The organism is Rothia sp. P7208, from assembly GCF_048512915.1.
Classification (GTDB): domain Bacteria; phylum Actinomycetota; class Actinomycetes; order Actinomycetales; family Micrococcaceae; genus Rothia.
Genome location: NZ_JBLXXW010000010.1, coordinates 31,202 through 46,921, shown reverse-complemented (window position 1 = coordinate 46,921; position 15,720 = coordinate 31,202). Strand labels below are relative to the sequence as shown.

Annotated in this window: 12 protein-coding genes; 8 read left to right on the top strand and 4 right to left on the bottom strand. The window is 46.0% G+C overall.

Translation table 11 applies throughout. From position 1 onward, the window contains the following. Window positions 1–5 precede the first annotated feature (5 nt). Window positions 6–2,096, top strand: a complete 2,091-nt coding sequence (locus tag ACN084_RS08170; RefSeq protein WP_419106524.1) for a primosomal protein N' — start codon at window positions 6–8, stop codon at window positions 2,094–2,096. 3 nt (window positions 2,097–2,099) lie between these two features. On the opposite strand, the gene ACN084_RS08165 is transcribed toward ACN084_RS08170, so the two are convergent. Further along, complete coding sequence (locus ACN084_RS08165; RefSeq protein WP_419101682.1) at window positions 2,100–3,203, bottom strand: glycosyltransferase family 4 protein; 1,104 nt, start codon at window positions 3,201–3,203, stop codon at window positions 2,100–2,102. Further along, a complete protein-coding gene (locus ACN084_RS08160) occupies window positions 3,200–4,108 on the bottom strand; it encodes an alpha/beta fold hydrolase (protein WP_419106523.1) in 909 nt (302 codons plus the stop codon). Before ACN084_RS08160 ends, ACN084_RS08165 begins: the two co-directional genes overlap by 4 nt. 167 nt (window positions 4,109–4,275) lie before the next feature. Between ACN084_RS08160 and leuS the strand changes: the two genes are divergently transcribed. The 5 genes from leuS to holA all read left to right on the top strand — a co-directional run bounded on the left by leuS (window position 4,276) and on the right by holA (window position 11,264). Continuing rightward, entirely contained in the window at window positions 4,276–6,819 is a 2,544-nt protein-coding gene (gene leuS / locus ACN084_RS08155; RefSeq protein WP_419106537.1) for a leucine--tRNA ligase, read from the top strand. Between the two features lie 77 nt (window positions 6,820–6,896). After that, window positions 6,897–7,802 (top strand): DegV family protein, encoded by a 906-nt coding sequence (locus ACN084_RS08150; protein WP_419106522.1) that lies wholly within the window; start codon window positions 6,897–6,899, stop codon window positions 7,800–7,802. Window positions 7,803–7,987: 185 nt separating this feature from the next. Further along, window positions 7,988–8,728: a helix-hairpin-helix domain-containing protein gene (locus ACN084_RS08145; protein WP_419106521.1), complete on the top strand. Its 741-nt coding sequence runs from the start codon at window positions 7,988–7,990 to the stop codon at window positions 8,726–8,728. An 86-nt stretch (window positions 8,729–8,814) separates the two neighbouring features. Next, window positions 8,815–10,227: a ComEC/Rec2 family competence protein gene (locus ACN084_RS08140; RefSeq protein ID WP_419106520.1), complete on the top strand. Its 1,413-nt coding sequence runs from the start codon at window positions 8,815–8,817 to the stop codon at window positions 10,225–10,227. Window positions 10,228–10,262: 35 nt separating this feature from the next. Beyond that, window positions 10,263–11,264, top strand: a complete 1,002-nt coding sequence (holA, locus tag ACN084_RS08135) for a DNA polymerase III subunit delta (protein ID WP_419101687.1) — start codon at window positions 10,263–10,265, stop codon at window positions 11,262–11,264. A gap of 109 nt (window positions 11,265–11,373) precedes the next feature. On the opposite strand, the gene rpsT is transcribed toward holA, so the two are convergent. Both rpsT and ACN084_RS08125 read right to left on the bottom strand, forming a co-directional pair. Beyond that, complete coding sequence (rpsT, locus tag ACN084_RS08130; RefSeq protein ID WP_419101688.1) at window positions 11,374–11,637, bottom strand: 30S ribosomal protein S20; 264 nt, start codon at window positions 11,635–11,637, stop codon at window positions 11,374–11,376. A gap of 199 nt (window positions 11,638–11,836) precedes the next feature. Beyond that, window positions 11,837–12,379: a type II toxin-antitoxin system PemK/MazF family toxin gene (locus ACN084_RS08125; protein WP_419106519.1), complete on the bottom strand. Its 543-nt coding sequence runs from the start codon at window positions 12,377–12,379 to the stop codon at window positions 11,837–11,839. A gap of 170 nt (window positions 12,380–12,549) precedes the next feature. Here ACN084_RS08125 and lepA point away from each other — a divergent pair, with 170 nt between their 5' ends. Together lepA and hemW are read left to right on the top strand one after the other, a co-directional pair. Beyond that, window positions 12,550–14,406: a translation elongation factor 4 gene (gene lepA / locus ACN084_RS08120; protein ID WP_419101690.1), complete on the top strand. Its 1,857-nt coding sequence runs from the start codon at window positions 12,550–12,552 to the stop codon at window positions 14,404–14,406. A gap of 44 nt (window positions 14,407–14,450) precedes the next feature. Next, window positions 14,451–15,650 (top strand): radical SAM family heme chaperone HemW, encoded by a 1,200-nt coding sequence (hemW, locus tag ACN084_RS08115; protein ID WP_419106536.1) that lies wholly within the window; start codon window positions 14,451–14,453, stop codon window positions 15,648–15,650. Window positions 15,651–15,720 lie beyond the last annotated feature (70 nt).

Below are 15,720 nucleotides of genomic sequence, written 5' to 3'. Positions count from 1 at the left end.
GTTCTATGACGAACGTTTCTTCTGCAGGGTCCCTGCAAACAGATTTGTTTGCAGGGACCCTCAATATCACCGATATGATGGGTCAAGAGAATCCTCTTGCCCAGCAATTCCCTGTTGCTCGGGTGATATTAGAAACGGACGTCCCGCATCTTGACCGAGCTTTTGATTATTTAGTTCCTGAATCATTGGCTGAGACTGCTCAACCAGGAGTGAAAGTCAAAGTTCAGTTCAATGGTCAAAACTTGATGGGTTATATCGAATCTCGTCAAGATAGCACTGATTATGATGGCAATATGCGGTACATTGATCAGGTTATTTCGCCTGTTTCTTTAGTATCTCCAGAAATTTTTCAGTTAGCTGATACTCTTGCAGACCGTTACGCAAATGTTCTTCCTCATGTTTTACGTTTAGCAATTCCAACACGAGTGGTTGGGGTGGAAGAGAAATTTCTTAACCAGTCACCAGAGTTCTTTCATCGAACAGCACCCCCTATCCACCTTAAAAAGGAGCTAAATACTGCTCTTTTTGAACCATATGACGGGGGATTAGAATTCCTTGAAGACGTTAGCTCTGCTGTACCTGCCCGAGCCGTTATGAATACTCTTCCTACTGCTTCAGCAGCGTGGGAAGATATTCTTGCTGTTGCTTTAGTAAGTACTATTGCATCTGGTCAAGGCGCCTTAGCTGTTGTTCCGGATAAGAAATCTTTAGAACGTCTGAGCGATGCGCTTTTAGAATACATAGATGCAGACAGTTTTGTTCGTCTGACGGCACATGATAAGCCATCAGAGCGCTATCGTTCTTTCCTTAAGGTACGCTCGGGTGAAGTCTCGTTAGTAATTGGTACACGTTCAGCAGCATATGCTCCTGTTCATCGTCTTGGATTAGTTGTGTGCTGGGACGATGGTGATGCTAACCATATAGAACAGCGAGCTCCGTATTGTCATGTACGTGATGTTCTTACGTTAAGAGCTGTTCAAGAACAATGTGCAGCTCTTTTTGCCAGCTATTGTCTGAGCAGTGAGTCGGCTCGATTAGTTCGTACACGTTGGGCTAGTTTTTTGGGTGCTCACCGTGAGATTGTGCGTGCTTATGCTCCACGAGTTGTACCAGTAGGAGACGACTACCAGTTAGCACGTGATCCTTTAGCAGCTAAGGCTCGTATTCCTCATCTTGCCTTTGAGACAGCTCGCGCAGCGTTACAGAAGGGGCCAGTCTTAGTTCAAGTCGCACGTTCTGGGTATATCCCGTCGTTGTCATGTCAGCGTTGCAGAATGCCAGTTCGATGCCCTGAGTGTCATGGAAGCGTCTCCGTAACTGCTTCTGGTGCTATCCCAAATTGCACGTGGTGCGGACGTCTTATTCAACAATGGAGTTGCTCTGAGTGTGGTTCTCATACATGGCGAAGCAACGCTAAAGGTGTTTTACGTACGGCAGAAGAATTAGGAAGAGCGTTTCCGGGGGTTCCCATTATTTCTTCAGGCGGAGAACACATCCGAACTTCAGTGGGTTCTTCTGCCGCACTGGTGATTGCAACTTCTGGGGCAGAACCTGTAGCAGAGGGCGGTTATAGTGCCGCTTTACTGCTTGACGCAGATTCGATGTTACGTCGGGATTCTCTGCGTGCGCCAGAAATTGCTTTACGTTCTTGGTTCAATGCTTCAGCTTTAGTTCGTTCTGCAGCTGAAGGCGGAACCGTTATTTGTACGGCTTCTCAATCGAGGGCTTTAGAGTCTTTGGTTCGTTGGGATTCGCCAGCTTTTGCCCTTCGAGAGCTTTCAGAACGACAGGAGCTCTCTTTACCTCCGGCGGTTCGTACTGCAGCTATTACTGGCAGTGAACAGGCGGTAGAGTCTTTTGTCTCCTCGTTGTCTTTGCCGGAAGAGGTCATTGTTCGCGGACCCTTAGAGGTGCACGATCATAGTCTTTATTGGGCGGAAGAAGATCAAGAATCACATCAGTATCGAACTATTCTTTTCTTTAACTTTAGTATTGCACCAGAAGTGACTCATCATCTGCGCACGTCACGTGCTTCGCAATCTATACGTCAGTGTGAGCCTGTGCAGATTCGTTGCGATGGCCTTGATATTTTCTAGCCGTTAGCTCTTATGATGCTGGTTGCAAACCGTAAGTAGCTTTAGTGCTGATTTTTCCCAGGAGAAACGTTGTGCATCGCAGAGTCCATCGTGAACTACTTGCTGATAATACTGAGTATCTTCTAAAGCTCTAATAGCTTGAACAAATTCTTGCGGTTTTTCTGGGTTACAGTGCAACCCATGAGGGGCAATTTCATGGAATATTTCGATGTCACTGATGACGACGGGGCATCCTTGAGCTTGAGCTTCAACGACAGGTAACCCATATCCTTCGGCTCGGGATGCTGTGAGTAATGCGGTGCTTTGAGCGAGGAGACGCTGGTATTCTTCATCGCTCACTCCGTGACAAAATTCGATGTTGTCAGCAGCATATTTTTGTAGTTCTTGCTGACGGCGTTCGTTAATGCGGGAGAGTAATAATAGTCGATACTCCGGTAGGTCTTTCATCGCTATCATGAGGGTTTCAACATTTTTATATTCCATAAAAGATCCCATATAGAGGAGAGTCTTTTGGCGGTGAGCGATACGTTCTTGTGCTTGTTCTTCGCTCACGATGCTGTCTGTGGCGGCAGCATTAGGAATGATGTGTAATGGTTTTTGTGTGAGTTGGTGCTGCCGAATTAGTTGAGCACTTGTCTGTGAAACTGTTACTACGGCGTCGGCACGGTTGAGGAGCAAACGTTGTGGCGTATAAGAACGGTGAAAGAGTTTCCAGCCCCATTGGATAGGACGAGGCAAGAAACTGGGGGGAGTTGGGTGCTCATAGTAGATGAGGTCATGCAGGGTGAGTATCAAACTGAATTTTCTACCCCAGCTCCCGATAGTTTGCATGGGAGAAAAAACTACATCTGGATGGTATCGGTTTAAGGTTCGTGCAATAAACGGTTCGCGAATACTTGTCGGAGATGATACGAGAATATAGTCCAAATCAGGGAGCATTTTAAGCTGTCTTCTATCGCTAATTGCCATGATGATCTCGAGGTTAGCGCATAGAGGGTGCTGTTCATCGTGAAGTTTTTTGAGAGCTTCAAGTAACGACGCAGTATAGCGGCTGATGCCGTCGTGAAAACCGTATCGGGTGTAACGGGCGTCAATAATGAGTCTCATGCGTTCTCTTCCATGATAAAACTCCGAATGAGTTGTGCAGCGTATCGAGGTGTCTCGTAATGAATTAGGTGACCGACCTCAGGGATAATATCGATTTTTCCTTGACGTATCTTCTGGTACATGAGGTGTTGTGTTTCGAGTGTACCCAAATCATCTTTTTCTGCAACAATCATGTGTACTGGTACAGGTACATGACCAATATATTCTGCGGCAGTGTGCTGTGTTGAGATTTTATAGGCCTCATAGACACTTTGGGCGCTGGCAAAGGAACCAAAATATAGGTGATGCTGAGTATTGATAAAAGATCGTAGTTGTGGCGTTTTTGTTTTCATCATGATTTCGCTCATGATGCGGGTGATGATTGTTGAACGGAGTAAAGGCATCCCTAAGAATGAGGGAAGGCGGGAACCTAACCAGTAGTACCCCTGAACGGCTAAGGTTAGCGCTTGAGCAGAACTTTTAAGCGGGCATTGGCTAATCGGGTTAATAAGAGATAGCTTTTTGACCTGTTGTGGGTATGTAGATGCGGTGTAGCTACAGATAATGGATCCGAAGCTGTGCCCGATGAGATAAATAGAACGTTGTTGATGGCTCAGAGAGAGCATCAGAGCATGTAACCATTGTCCGTAAGCATCAATGTTGTGTTGGTCAGAGGGGAAGGCTTCTGTTTTTCCGAATCCTGGTAAATCGGGGATGATGACACGGTATTCAGATAAAGACGAACCGATGAGCTCTAATCCGTGGTGGTCACCTCTAAAACCATGGATGAGAAGTAAGGGCTCTCCTTTGGGATTTCCGTATTCCCAGTACCAGGTAGATATTCCATTAATCGTGAGGTTTTGAGGTGTCCCATGGGGGTAGGAGGCGGGAGGAACTTCAAAAATATTTTGTTCGGTGACGCCCATGAGATACTACATCGCTTTCTGTCCAGTGTGCTCTTAAAAATTCTTGTACCTTTAAGACTATGGCAACAATAACTGGTGGGCTGGTCATCTATAAGGTGTTTTCACGATAGACTAAAGATAATCTAAGAGCATTTAAAGTTTTGTCGCATGTGCATAACACACAGCACATTGAAGCTCATCGTACCGACGTTCAACAACCAAAGGAAATCGCTGTGTCAGCTGAGGTGAAAGCTACTAAAAACACGGAAAAGTCGTATGACTTCCGCGCTATTGAGCAAAAATGGCAGCCCTATTGGGAAGAAACTAAGATTTTTAACCTAACGGGTGATGAAGACCGAGAAAAACGGTACGTCCTCGATATGTTCCCTTATCCTTCTGGCGACCTTCATATGGGTCACGCAGAAGCTTTTGCTGTTGGCGATGTTACTTCTCGCTATTGGAAACAGCAGGGCTTTGAAGTTTTTCACCCTATTGGTTGGGATTCTTTTGGTCTGCCAGCAGAGAACGCTGCTATCAAGAACAATACCCACCCTCGTGAGTGGACGTATAAGAATATTGAAACTCAGGCTGAGTCTTTTAAACGCTACGGTATTATGGTGGATTGGAGCCGACGTATCCACACGTCAGACCCCGAATATTATCGTTGGACGCAATGGCTTTTCCAACAGTTTTACCGTAAAGGACTTGCCTATCGTAAGTTCTCACAGGTGAATTGGTGCCCTAAGGATCAGACTGTTCTCGCAAACGAGCAGGTCATTGATGGCGCGTGCGAACGTTGTAAATCTGAGGTCACCAAGAAGTCTCTGAATCAGTGGTATTTCAAGATTACTGATTATGCTCAAGAGCTTCTGGACGATATGGAACAAATCAGAGGCCATTGGCCAGATCGTGTTTTGGCCATGCAGAAGAACTGGATTGGTCGCTCTGAAGGCGCAGAAATTCGTTTTGATATTGAAGCAGGCGGAGGGAAAGATCAAACCTCCATTAATGTTTTCAGCACTCGCCCAGATACTCTATACGGTGCGACCTTCTTCGTCGTTGCTGCAGATTCTGAGCTTGCTCTAGAAATCATTGCAGAAGACCAGCAAGAAGCTCTAGAAGAATACCGTGAACAGATTAAAGTTCTTTCTGATATTGATCGTCAGTCTACAGAGCGCAAGAAGACTGGTATCTTCACGGGACGATACGCAGTTAACCCGTTGACGGGAAAGAAACTTCCTATTTGGGCTTCCGATTATGTTCTTGCAGATTATGGAACCGGCGCAATTATGGCTGTTCCGGCTCATGATCAACGTGACCTTGAATTTGCGAAGGCCTTTGACCTTCCCATCGTAACGGTGGTGGACACGGGAGAAGAAGACCCAGCTACTTCAGGTGTCGCTACCACCGGCGACGGAAAACTTATCAATTCTGGCGAGCTTACTGGGCTTGATAAGGCCGAAGCTATCAAGAAGGCTATCGAGATGATTGAGGCTGCTGGAACGGGTGAGGGTAAAGTCATTTACCGTCTACGTGACTGGTTGCTATCTCGTCAGCGTTTCTGGGGCACTCCTATTCCTATTATTCATTGTGATGACTGTGGGGAAGTTCTTGTTCCAGAGGATCAGCTTCCTGTTCGTTTGCCAGAAGACCTCAAGGGTGATGAACTTGCACCTAAAGGTCAGTCTCCTCTAGCGGCAGCCGAGCAGTGGAATACTGTAGACTGCCCACAATGTGGCAAGAGCGCTAAACGTGACTCTGATACGATGGACACCTTTGTGGATTCTTCGTGGTATTTCCTCCGTTACCTCTCACCGGATGAAGATAAAGCACCTTTTAATAAGGAAGACGTCCAGCAGTGGGGCTCGGTTGATATGTATATCGGCGGTGTAGAGCACGCAATTTTGCATCTACTGTATGCACGTTTCTTCACCAAGGTCATTCGCGATTTGGGCATGATTGATTTTGATGAGCCTTTTGCCTCTTTGATGAATCAGGGGCAGGTTCTCAACCAAGGTAAAGCCATGTCTAAGTCTTTGGGCAATGGTGTAAATCTTGGTGAACAGCTCGATACATTCGGTGTCGATGCTGTTCGTACAACCATGATTTTTGCTTCTCCACCAGAAGATGATATTGACTGGGCGGATGTCTCTCCCGGTGGTGCGCAGAAGTTTTTGGCTCGTGCATGGCGTATTGCCGCGGATGTTACTTCAGACCCTGGTATTGATTATCAGAGCGGAGATAAAGATTTACGGTACTTCGTACACCGCACGGTTCGTGATGCTACCGAGAATATCGAGAGCGGTAGATTCAACGTCATGGTTGCAAAGACCATGGAATTAGTGAACGTGACCCGTAAGGTCATTGACTCCGGTGTAGGTCCGGCTGATCCTGCAGTTCGTGAAGCAGCTGAAACTATTGCTATTTTGCTTTCTTTGTATGCACCATATACGGCAGAAGATATGTGGCATATTTTAGGTCATGATGCTCCCGTGCTGACTGCCGGTTGGCCACAGGTCGATGAGTCATTACTTGCTGATGAGATGGTGACTGCTATCGTCCAGATTAAGGGTAAAGTCAAAGAGCGTTTTGAGGTCTCTCCACAGATTAGTGAAGAAGAACTACAACAGATGGCTTTGAACTCGGAGACGATTCAACGTCTTATCGGTGATTCTCAGGTTGTTAAGGTGATTGTTCGAGCACCTAAGCTCGTCAATATCGTTACCGCTTAGTAGAGTGACCTATGTGGGTGTGAAAGTATAACTTTCACACCCACATACGTTTTAAGTTCTAGGGAGGCACAAGGAGTATGGTCCGTCGTATTGCTATTGTGACAGATTCGTCATCGGCTTTAGATGAACGTACCCTTCGTCATCTCATGGGCTATGGTGGTTTTGCAATGGTTCCCTTAGATGTCTTTATTGATGATCAGCGAGTTTCTGAGAGGTTTGCACCGTCAGATAAACATTCTGTGCAGGAACAAGAAGCCGTAGTTCTTGCTCATGTTTTAGGGCAAAAAGTGCATACCTCAGCTCCCTCCCCAGAACGTTTTCGACGTGTTTATGAGGCTTTTGCGTACCAAGGTTATGAGGCTATTATCTCTTTGCATCTGTCTCGTCATCTTTCAAGTGCGTATTCTTTTGCGTGTACGGCTGCTACACATAGCCCAATCCCTGTGTACGTCATCGACTCGCAAACTGTGGGCATGGCATTAGGCCATGTTGTCTCGTATCTGCACACGATGGTTTCTCAAGGTTTTAGTGCTTCTGAACTATCTCAAGTAGCAGTGGAAATGCTTGAAAATACGGATATCTTTTTCTATGTTCCAACTCTTGATGCTTTATGCCGTAGTGGGAGAGTTCATCCAGCGCTTGCGAGAGTGGGACAGATGTTGCAGGTTCGTCCGGTTGGGAGCATTCGTGAGGGCAGGTTGATGTATCTTCATCGCCCTCGCTCTTTGGAGCGAGCGCAAGCTCTTTTAGCAGAGGTCGTGTGTGAACGTGCTGCTTGTAAAAAGGTGGAGAACTATCAGCTTGAACATGTGGCTACACCTGTTCCGACAGGAAGTATTGTTGCCGTTCATTATTGTGCTCAGGAGTTGGAAGCTCGGCGTTGGGCTTCTTCTTATCATATTGATCCAGATTTTTTTGTTCCGTTGCCTACGGTTCTTGCTGCTCATGCGGGGTTAGGTGCTGTGGCGGTTGTAGTGTATTAGTGACGATATTGGTGCACCAGATATTGTGAATAGATAGATATTTCTGGAGTGTTATCCACATTTTTCTATCAAGTCAGCGGTCTGATGTGTGATTTTTTAAACTCAGTTCTATGAAAAGTTTTTCTGGTTCGTCGTTTCGAAACTCATACGCTGAGGTTGATTCATGTTCGTCAGAATCTGCCCCTATGCATCGGCTTTATCGTGCCCGTCATATTGATGGTGGGGAACGTTCTATAAGCCTGTACGAGGAGCTGGGCGAGCCTGATATCGACGCTCACGAACATTATGGTCAGCAAGTTTTAAGGTGGAAAGTTCCTTGGAGCATCGTCGTTGTTTTAGTTATTGTCTTGGCGGTTCTTGGTGCTTGGGTGTTCTTTTCGTCCTCATCTGATGAGGTATTGTTTCCAGAAAAAGAAGTTTCGTCCCATCCAACCGATTTTTCGGTAGAAGAGCTTTCGGAAAGTAGTCCTTCTGCGCTTTCAGTTTCCTCGGTGTGGGTTCATGTCGTGGGTGCGGTGAAGTCTCCGGGGCTCTATGAACTTCCTGACCAGAGTCGTGTGGCTGATGCTATTTCAGCAGCTCAGGGGTTGGTAGAAGACGCGAATTCAGATTCTATTAATTTGGCGTCGAAAGTCTCTGATGGGCAGCAGATACGTGTTCTTTTTCAGGGGCAGAGTAGCGATATGTTCTCAGAGACGTCGACGTCTCATCGTCAAGTTGATGGTATTTCATCGTCTCTAGTGAATATTAATACAGCCTCTGCTGAGGAGTTAGAGACTCTTCCTCGAGTTGGTCCAGCCACGGCACAAAAAATTATTGAGTTTCGGCAGGCTCATGGAGGTTTTCGTGATGTTACTGAATTAGAAAGTGTTTCAGGTATCGGACCGGCACTTCTTGAACGTCTTCGGCCTTTGGTACGAGTTTAGTGATGATATCTCGTATTCGTGTGGTTTCTTCGTACCATGATTTTCGATTAGTTTTAGCTGCATTTTTCATATGGGTTTATACGTTGATGACTTATGCAGGGTTTGGATTATCGAATAATGTTCTTGTTGTCGGTGGAGGTGTGTTGTGTTCTCTTGTATGGGGCTTCTTTTTAGGTCCACAGCGTTTTAGGGTGTTCTTCTCTATATGTTTGACTTTATCTAGTGTGTTTTTGGTTGTTTGTTGTCAGGGACTAAACCTATCTTCCAGAGATATTACACGTTCGGTTCATGTTCTTGAGCAGCTTGAGGGGAGTTCTGCACGTTTTTGGGGAAGTGTTCAGCGTTCTTCCCAGATAGCTTCACACCGTTATGTGGTGTACCTCCATGCGGAGAAAGTTTTTCATCCTTCGTTAAAGCACGTTAAATCTTTGAATCTTCCTATGACCTTCTTCTCCTCAAAGAGGTTTGAGGAGGGGACGTTTGTAAAGGTTATTGGTGTTCCAGAAAATTCCATACCGCAATTTCAGTTAAGTTCGGTTAAGGTGTACCCGTTATCGAAAGGTAGCTCTTCTTTCCTTAAGGAATCTCAGGAGAGACTTTCACATTATGCCTCGTCTAGAGTCGGCCCAGCAGAGGGATCTTTAATTTTGGGATTGGGTTATGGGGATGATAGTCAGCTTCCCGCACAGAATCGTCGAGAGTTTCGAGTTGCTGGGTTAACACATTTAACTGCTGTTTCAGGGGCAAATATTGCGTTTATTTTTGTGCTATTTTATCGATTTTTAACGTATTTTAGGTTTGTGCGTTCTTATAGTATTTTCGTTGCTTCTATGGCGACGTTCTTTTATGCTGCCGTAGTAGGTTGGGAAGATTCGGTACTCAGGGCATGGGTTATGGGTGTACTTGGGGCATATACCGTATTGCGGGGGAGTATGAAGTATTCGTTGCATCTTTTGTCGTTGAGCGTCATCGTTCTTTTAGTGTATGCTCCTGAGCTATCAATCAGTGTGGGGTTTTCTCTTTCTGTTATCTCATCTAGTGCACTCATCGTCTTTGCACCTATTCTGGTTAATATCTTGTCGTGGCATCTTCCTTTATGGTTGTCTGAACTTTTGGCGATTCCTTTAGCAGCTTCATTATGGTGTGCGCCGTTGCTTGTTCTTTTGACGCAAAAAATTACACCATATACGGTTCTTGCAAATATGTTTGCCAGTATCTGTGTTCTTCCGTTAAGTGTCGTGGGGTTATTAGTCTTATGTTGTTGGTTATGTCGATGGTTTTGGGTTGTTGATATGCTGCTACAGATAGGTTGGTTCCCTGCTCATGTATTAGTGTTGATTGCACGGGGTATTACCAGCTTGCCGTTTAGTTCTCTTGAAGTTCCCTCTGGTATGTTGAGCGTGATAATTACGCTAGGAGCTGTTATGCTTCTAACCTTTATTTCGTTCTTTGTGATGTTGTTTAAAGAAAAGTCTTCAGGTACTTCTGTGAGAAAATAAGTTTTATCTTTTGGTCACGTTGAAAGGCACATTTTATGGCGAGGAAGACTCGTTCATCTTCTACTAATTCTGCAGTATCGTGGCGGTCAGCTCAGGTAGCGCCAGCAACGTTGTTATGGGGTAGTGAAGAATATTTTATTTCGCGTGCAAAGACACGGATTCGTGCGCAGTTTATGAAGCATTATCCAGATGCTGATCGAGTAGAGATTTCGGCAAAGGACTATCGGCGAGGGGAACTCGCTGCAGCTGCTAGTCCGTCATTGTTTAGTACTTCAAAAATTATTGAGGTCGATCAGCTTTCTTCGATGAGCGAGGACTTTCTTCATGATGTGATGGATTATCTTCAACGTCCTGAGACTCATATAGCAATGGTGTTGTCTCATAATGCTTCGAACAGCAGGGGGAAGAAATTAGTTGATTTTTTCCGTGCATCGGAGTCTTTTCCTCTGGTGGAGTGTAAACCTCTCAAGACAGACCGTGAGAAGTTAGAGTTTGTCTCTCAGGAGTTTAAAGATCATCGAAAAACTATTGAGGCTAAAGCAGTTCAGCTTCTGGTAGCGGCTACTGGTGCTGATACAGCAGAGTTAGCTTCTGCCTGTTCTCAGCTAATGAGCGACGCTCCTGATGTTGTTACTGAAGAACTTGTTCATAAGTATTATGGGGGAAGAACAGAGGTAACAGCTTTTAAAGTTTCTGACGCTGTGGTCTCTGGTAATAGTCGGTTAGCGTTGAGGCTTTTACGTCATGCCTTAGCAACCGGTGTCGATCCTATACCTCTTGTCGGGGCTTTAGCTGCTCGTATGCGTCATATTGCTAGAGTCTATGGAAGTCGTGGGAATGCTGCAGCGTTAGCGGCAGAACTCAAGATGGCTCCGTGGCAGGTTGAGCAGGCTCAACGTGATTCGCGACGTTTTTCGGAGCAAGATTTGGCGGAAATTTTTCGTGTCTTAGCAGAAGTTGATGCCCAGCTTAAAGGGGAGAGTACCGACCCCTTATTTGCGCTTGAAAAGGCAATTCTTACGATGAGTCGTTCATAACGACTCCGGTATAGTCTTTGGATATGAGTAGTCCCCGGTAAGTTAACTTACCGGGGACTACTCATCACTTCACTAATAGACAATTACCGTCCGAGAACGATAAGTGAAATTAGGAAAGCTTATTTACTCGTACAGCAAGACCTGATTTCTTGTTAGCAGCGGTCTTTTTGTGAAGAACGCCCTTAGAAACAGCCTTGTCCAGTTTGCGGCTTGCAAAACGAAGTGCAGCAGTTGCTTCTTCTACGTTCTGCGCCTCAACAGCTTCGTTAACCTTGCGGATAGCGGTCTTTAGCTCAGACTTGTAAGCGTTGTTACGAAGGCGAGCCTTCTCGTTGGTGAGGATGCGCTTTTTCTGGGACTTAATATTAGCCACGATTAAAACTTTCTTTTTTGTCTAATTGGTCGGTGAGGGCTACGCTGATCGATCATCGACTGAGCGGCGTGGGGATGCCTATGGCAACCGATCAGCAGTGCCCGATGACCATCGGACACACATAGGAAACTCTAGCAGAAACTTATGGCAGAGTCAGTAGAGTTATTCCCCACATTTACCGTGTTGTTTGAGAATCCTCTCACGCACTACGATGGGCCAATGCTTGATGAATGCGATTAAAAGTGGTTTTATCCATCACTGCACCCTCTCGACGCATATCTGCTGGGCTTACTCGAATAATTCTATCGAGCTTCACTTCAGAGGCACGTCCGCTTTTATCCCAAGACCCTGAGCCGATGTCCATATAGTTTCGATCTCGATGAGTTGAGTTGGTATGGTCTTTACTTGTTAGCATCAAAGCTAATAAGTATTGTCCATCTCTTCCAATGAGAATGACGGGGCGGTCTTTTCCTCGAGTGTGGTCTTCTTCATAAGGCACCCACGTCCACACCACTTCACCGGGGTCTGGCTCTCCGTCAAGGTGGGGAGAATATTCAAAATGTACAGGGCCACGATAATCACCGGGGTATCGAGCCGCAAAATCTTCACGACGGGTTGTGTCGCTACCAGAGCTTCGACGAGGTGCAGAATCTGCTGGTCCTTGCTGAATTTTCTGGAATTCTCGGTAGGCTCTTTGAGCAAGACTAATGATACGGCGCACCGTTGAAATATTAAACTTCATTCCCTTAACATAACTGTTTTGACCATCGTTGTCTGCTTGTTATTGAGATTACCGCCATTATCTTCAGTGTTTATCACGTCTTAGACAGCAGAAAAACAGAAAACATGGGAAACTAGATATTTGATGATCATATTATTCGCAGGTTTCTGCGGCTGAAAGGAATGCCCTACGTGTCACCTCTAGCTGCCAATGCTCCCGTTCCCGCGGCAACATCACCAGAAATTATTCGTAATTTCTGCATTATTGCTCATATTGATCACGGGAAATCTACGTTGGCTGACCGCATGCTTCAAGCAACCGGCGTTGTTACACCGCGCGATATGAAAGCACAGTACCTTGACCGCATGGACATTGAACGCGAACGGGGAATCACCATCAAGTCACAGGCCGTTCGCATGCCATGGGAAGTTGATGGCACGGCCTACGCTTTGAACATGATTGACACCCCCGGTCACGTTGACTTCACCTATGAGGTATCTCGCTCTCTGGCAGCATGCGAAGGTGCATTACTGCTTGTCGACGCCGCTCAAGGAATTGAAGCGCAGACACTCGCTAACCTATATCTAGCGATGGAAAACGAACTAACAATTATTCCAGTTCTCAACAAAATTGATTTGCCAGCTGCTATGCCTGATAAATACGCTGAAGAGCTAGCAAATCTTATTGGAGTTGAACCAGAAGATGTTTTACGAGTCTCTGGTAAGACGGGAGAAGGCGTTGAAGAACTTCTTGACCGCATTGTTGAGCTGATTCCTGCCCCTCAAGGCTCCGCTGAGGCACCAGCACGCGCCATGATTTTTGATTCGGTTTACGATTCTTATCGAGGAGTCGTCACCTATGTTCGCGTAGTTGACGGAAAGCTAAGCCCTCGTCAAAAAATTAAAATGATGTCTACCGGCGCAGAACACGACCTATTAGAAATTGGTGTTATTTCTCCAGAGCCTATCCCGTCGAAAGGTCTTGGAGTCGGAGAGGTCGGGTATCTTATTACCGGTGTGAAAGATGTACGCCAGTCTCGCGTCGGTGATACCGTTACGTCCTCTCACCATCCAGCTGAAGACTCTCTTGGAGGATATGAAGACCCCAAACCGATGGTTTTTTCGGGGCTGTTCCCTATTGATGGTTCTGACTATCCGGCGCTTCGAGATGCTCTTGATAAGCTCAAGCTCAACGATGCGGCATTAGTTTATGAGCCAGAAACCTCCGCCGCGTTGGGCTTTGGCTTCCGTTGCGGATTCTTAGGTCTTCTACACCTTGAAATTGTGCGTGAACGCCTCGAACGAGAGTTTAATCTAGACCTCATCTCTACCGCGCCTAACGTTATCTACGATGTAGTTGATGAATCCGGAACTTCTCGACGGGTGACAAACCCCAGCGAATTTCCCGAAGGAAAAGTAGCGCTGATTAAGGAACCTATGGTTGCTTGTACGATTATTGCTCCCAGCGAGTTTATCGGTGCAATCATGGAGCTTTGCCAATCACGACGTGGCATCATGGGTGGGATGGACTACCTATCTCAAGATCGTGTTGAGCTACGGTACCGTATTCCTCTTGCAGAAATTGTTTTTGATTTCTTTGATCAGCTCAAATCACGTACCCGTGGTTATGCGTCCCTCGACTGGAAATTTGACGGGGAAGAAGAAGCTGATTTGGTGAAGGTCGATATTCTCTTACAAGGTGAGAAAGTAGATGCGTTCTCTGCTATCACGCACCGAGATAAGGCTTATTCTTATGGTGTGATGATGACAGGAAAACTACGAACACTGATTCCTCGTCAACAATTTGAGGTACCTATTCAAGCCGCGATTGGTTCTCGTATTATTGCTCGTGAGAACATTCGTGCTATCCGTAAAGATGTTCTCTCCAAATGCTATGGTGGCGATATTTCTCGTAAACGTAAGCTTTTGGAGAAGCAAAAAGAGGGTAAGAAACGTATGAAGATGGTCGGCAGGGTAGAGGTCCCACAGGAAGCGTTCATTGCGGCTCTATCCTCAACTGAAGAAGCTAAGGACAAGTCTAAGAAGTGACCCCTCCGGCGCAACCTTTAGGTATTCCTGCTCCTAGTGGTGGAATGATACCCGCCGAATCTGTTGCAGCTAGTAAGCATCAAGAGTTCAGTCTGTACGTTCACGTACCTTTTTGTTCTATCCGATGTGGCTATTGTGACTTTAACACCTACGCTACCGAAGATTTTGGGCAAGGTGTCGGTTTAGCTACGTATGCAAACGATGCTATAGCAGAGTTAGACTTTGCTCAGCGGGTCTTAACAGGTTCAGGGGTTCCGGAACGTCCGATGAATACGGTATTTTTTGGGGGAGGGACACCCACAAAATTACCAGTAGCAGATTTAGTGAAAATATTACGTCACGCTGTCGAACTTTTTGGTTTATCTCCGGAGGCTGAGGTTACGACTGAGGCTAATCCGGATTCTGTATCAGAAAAAGATTTCGCGGTGCTTGCTTCAGGCGGGTTTACGCGTGTTTCTATTGGGATGCAGTCAGTTGTCCCTGAAGTTCTTTCGGTTCTTGAACGAACTCATACGCCAGAGAATGTTCCGAAAGTTGTTTCGTGGGCTTCTCACGAGGGATTACAGACTTCTGTTGATTTGATTTATGGTTCTCCTGGTGAGACGCTCGAACAGTGGAGACGTTCTGTAGAAGCTGCAATTAGTTACGAGCCTGACCATATTTCTGCGTATTCGCTCATTGTTGAAGATGGCACAAAACTTGCTGCTCAGATTCGTCGAGGCAAGTATCATATGCCAGATGAAGACCTGATGGCAGATATGTATCTTTTGGCAGAAGAACTACTCACAGAGGCCGGATACCACTGGTATGAGGTCTCTAATTATGCAAAGGCACCACGCTATCGGAGTACTCATAACTATTCGTATTGGCGTAACCAAGATTGGTGGGGAATTGGCCCTGGTGCACATTCTCATATTGCTGGTACACGCTGGTGGAATGTTAAACATCCCGTAACCTACGCGCATCGTCTTCGGCACGGAGATTCACCGGCAGCAGCTCGTGAAATTCTTGATCAAAAGACGCAGTTTTTTGAAAAGGTGATGTTGGAGCTCCGTACTGTTGATGGTATTCCCTATGAGACGTTATCCAAAGTTCATGGTACTGAAATTCTCAACCGGAAGCTTCAGTGGCTGCAAAATCAGGGACTTATTGACGATGAGCAGCTTAAACGCGGTGTTGTGGGGCTGACTCTTCAGGGGCGTTTATTAGGCGATGCAGTCACCAGAGAACTGCTTCCAGAATAATTTTTTTGCTTTCGAGGTGTTCTGATAAAACTGTGGGTGGTGTGCATCGCTTATAAGCGATGCACACCAC

Coding starts and splice junctions, on each gene's coding strand:
- ACN084_RS08165 (WP_419101682.1), bottom strand. CDS start 3,203: ATGAGACTCATTATTGACGCCCGTTACACCCGATACGGTTTTCACGAC.
- ACN084_RS08145 (WP_419106521.1), top strand. CDS start 7,988: ATGCATCGGCTTTATCGTGCCCGTCATATTGATGGTGGGGAACGTTCT.
- holA (WP_419101687.1), top strand. CDS start 10,263: ATGGCGAGGAAGACTCGTTCATCTTCTACTAATTCTGCAGTATCGTGG.
- hemW (WP_419106536.1), top strand. CDS start 14,451: ATGATACCCGCCGAATCTGTTGCAGCTAGTAAGCATCAAGAGTTCAGT.
- ACN084_RS08160 (WP_419106523.1), bottom strand. CDS start 4,108: ATGGGCGTCACCGAACAAAATATTTTTGAAGTTCCTCCCGCCTCCTAC.
- ACN084_RS08170 (WP_419106524.1), top strand. CDS start 6: ATGACGAACGTTTCTTCTGCAGGGTCCCTGCAAACAGATTTGTTTGCA.
- ACN084_RS08140 (WP_419106520.1), top strand. CDS start 8,815: ATGACTTATGCAGGGTTTGGATTATCGAATAATGTTCTTGTTGTCGGT.
- ACN084_RS08125 (WP_419106519.1), bottom strand. CDS start 12,379: ATGAAGTTTAATATTTCAACGGTGCGCCGTATCATTAGTCTTGCTCAA.
- ACN084_RS08150 (WP_419106522.1), top strand. CDS start 6,897: ATGGTCCGTCGTATTGCTATTGTGACAGATTCGTCATCGGCTTTAGAT.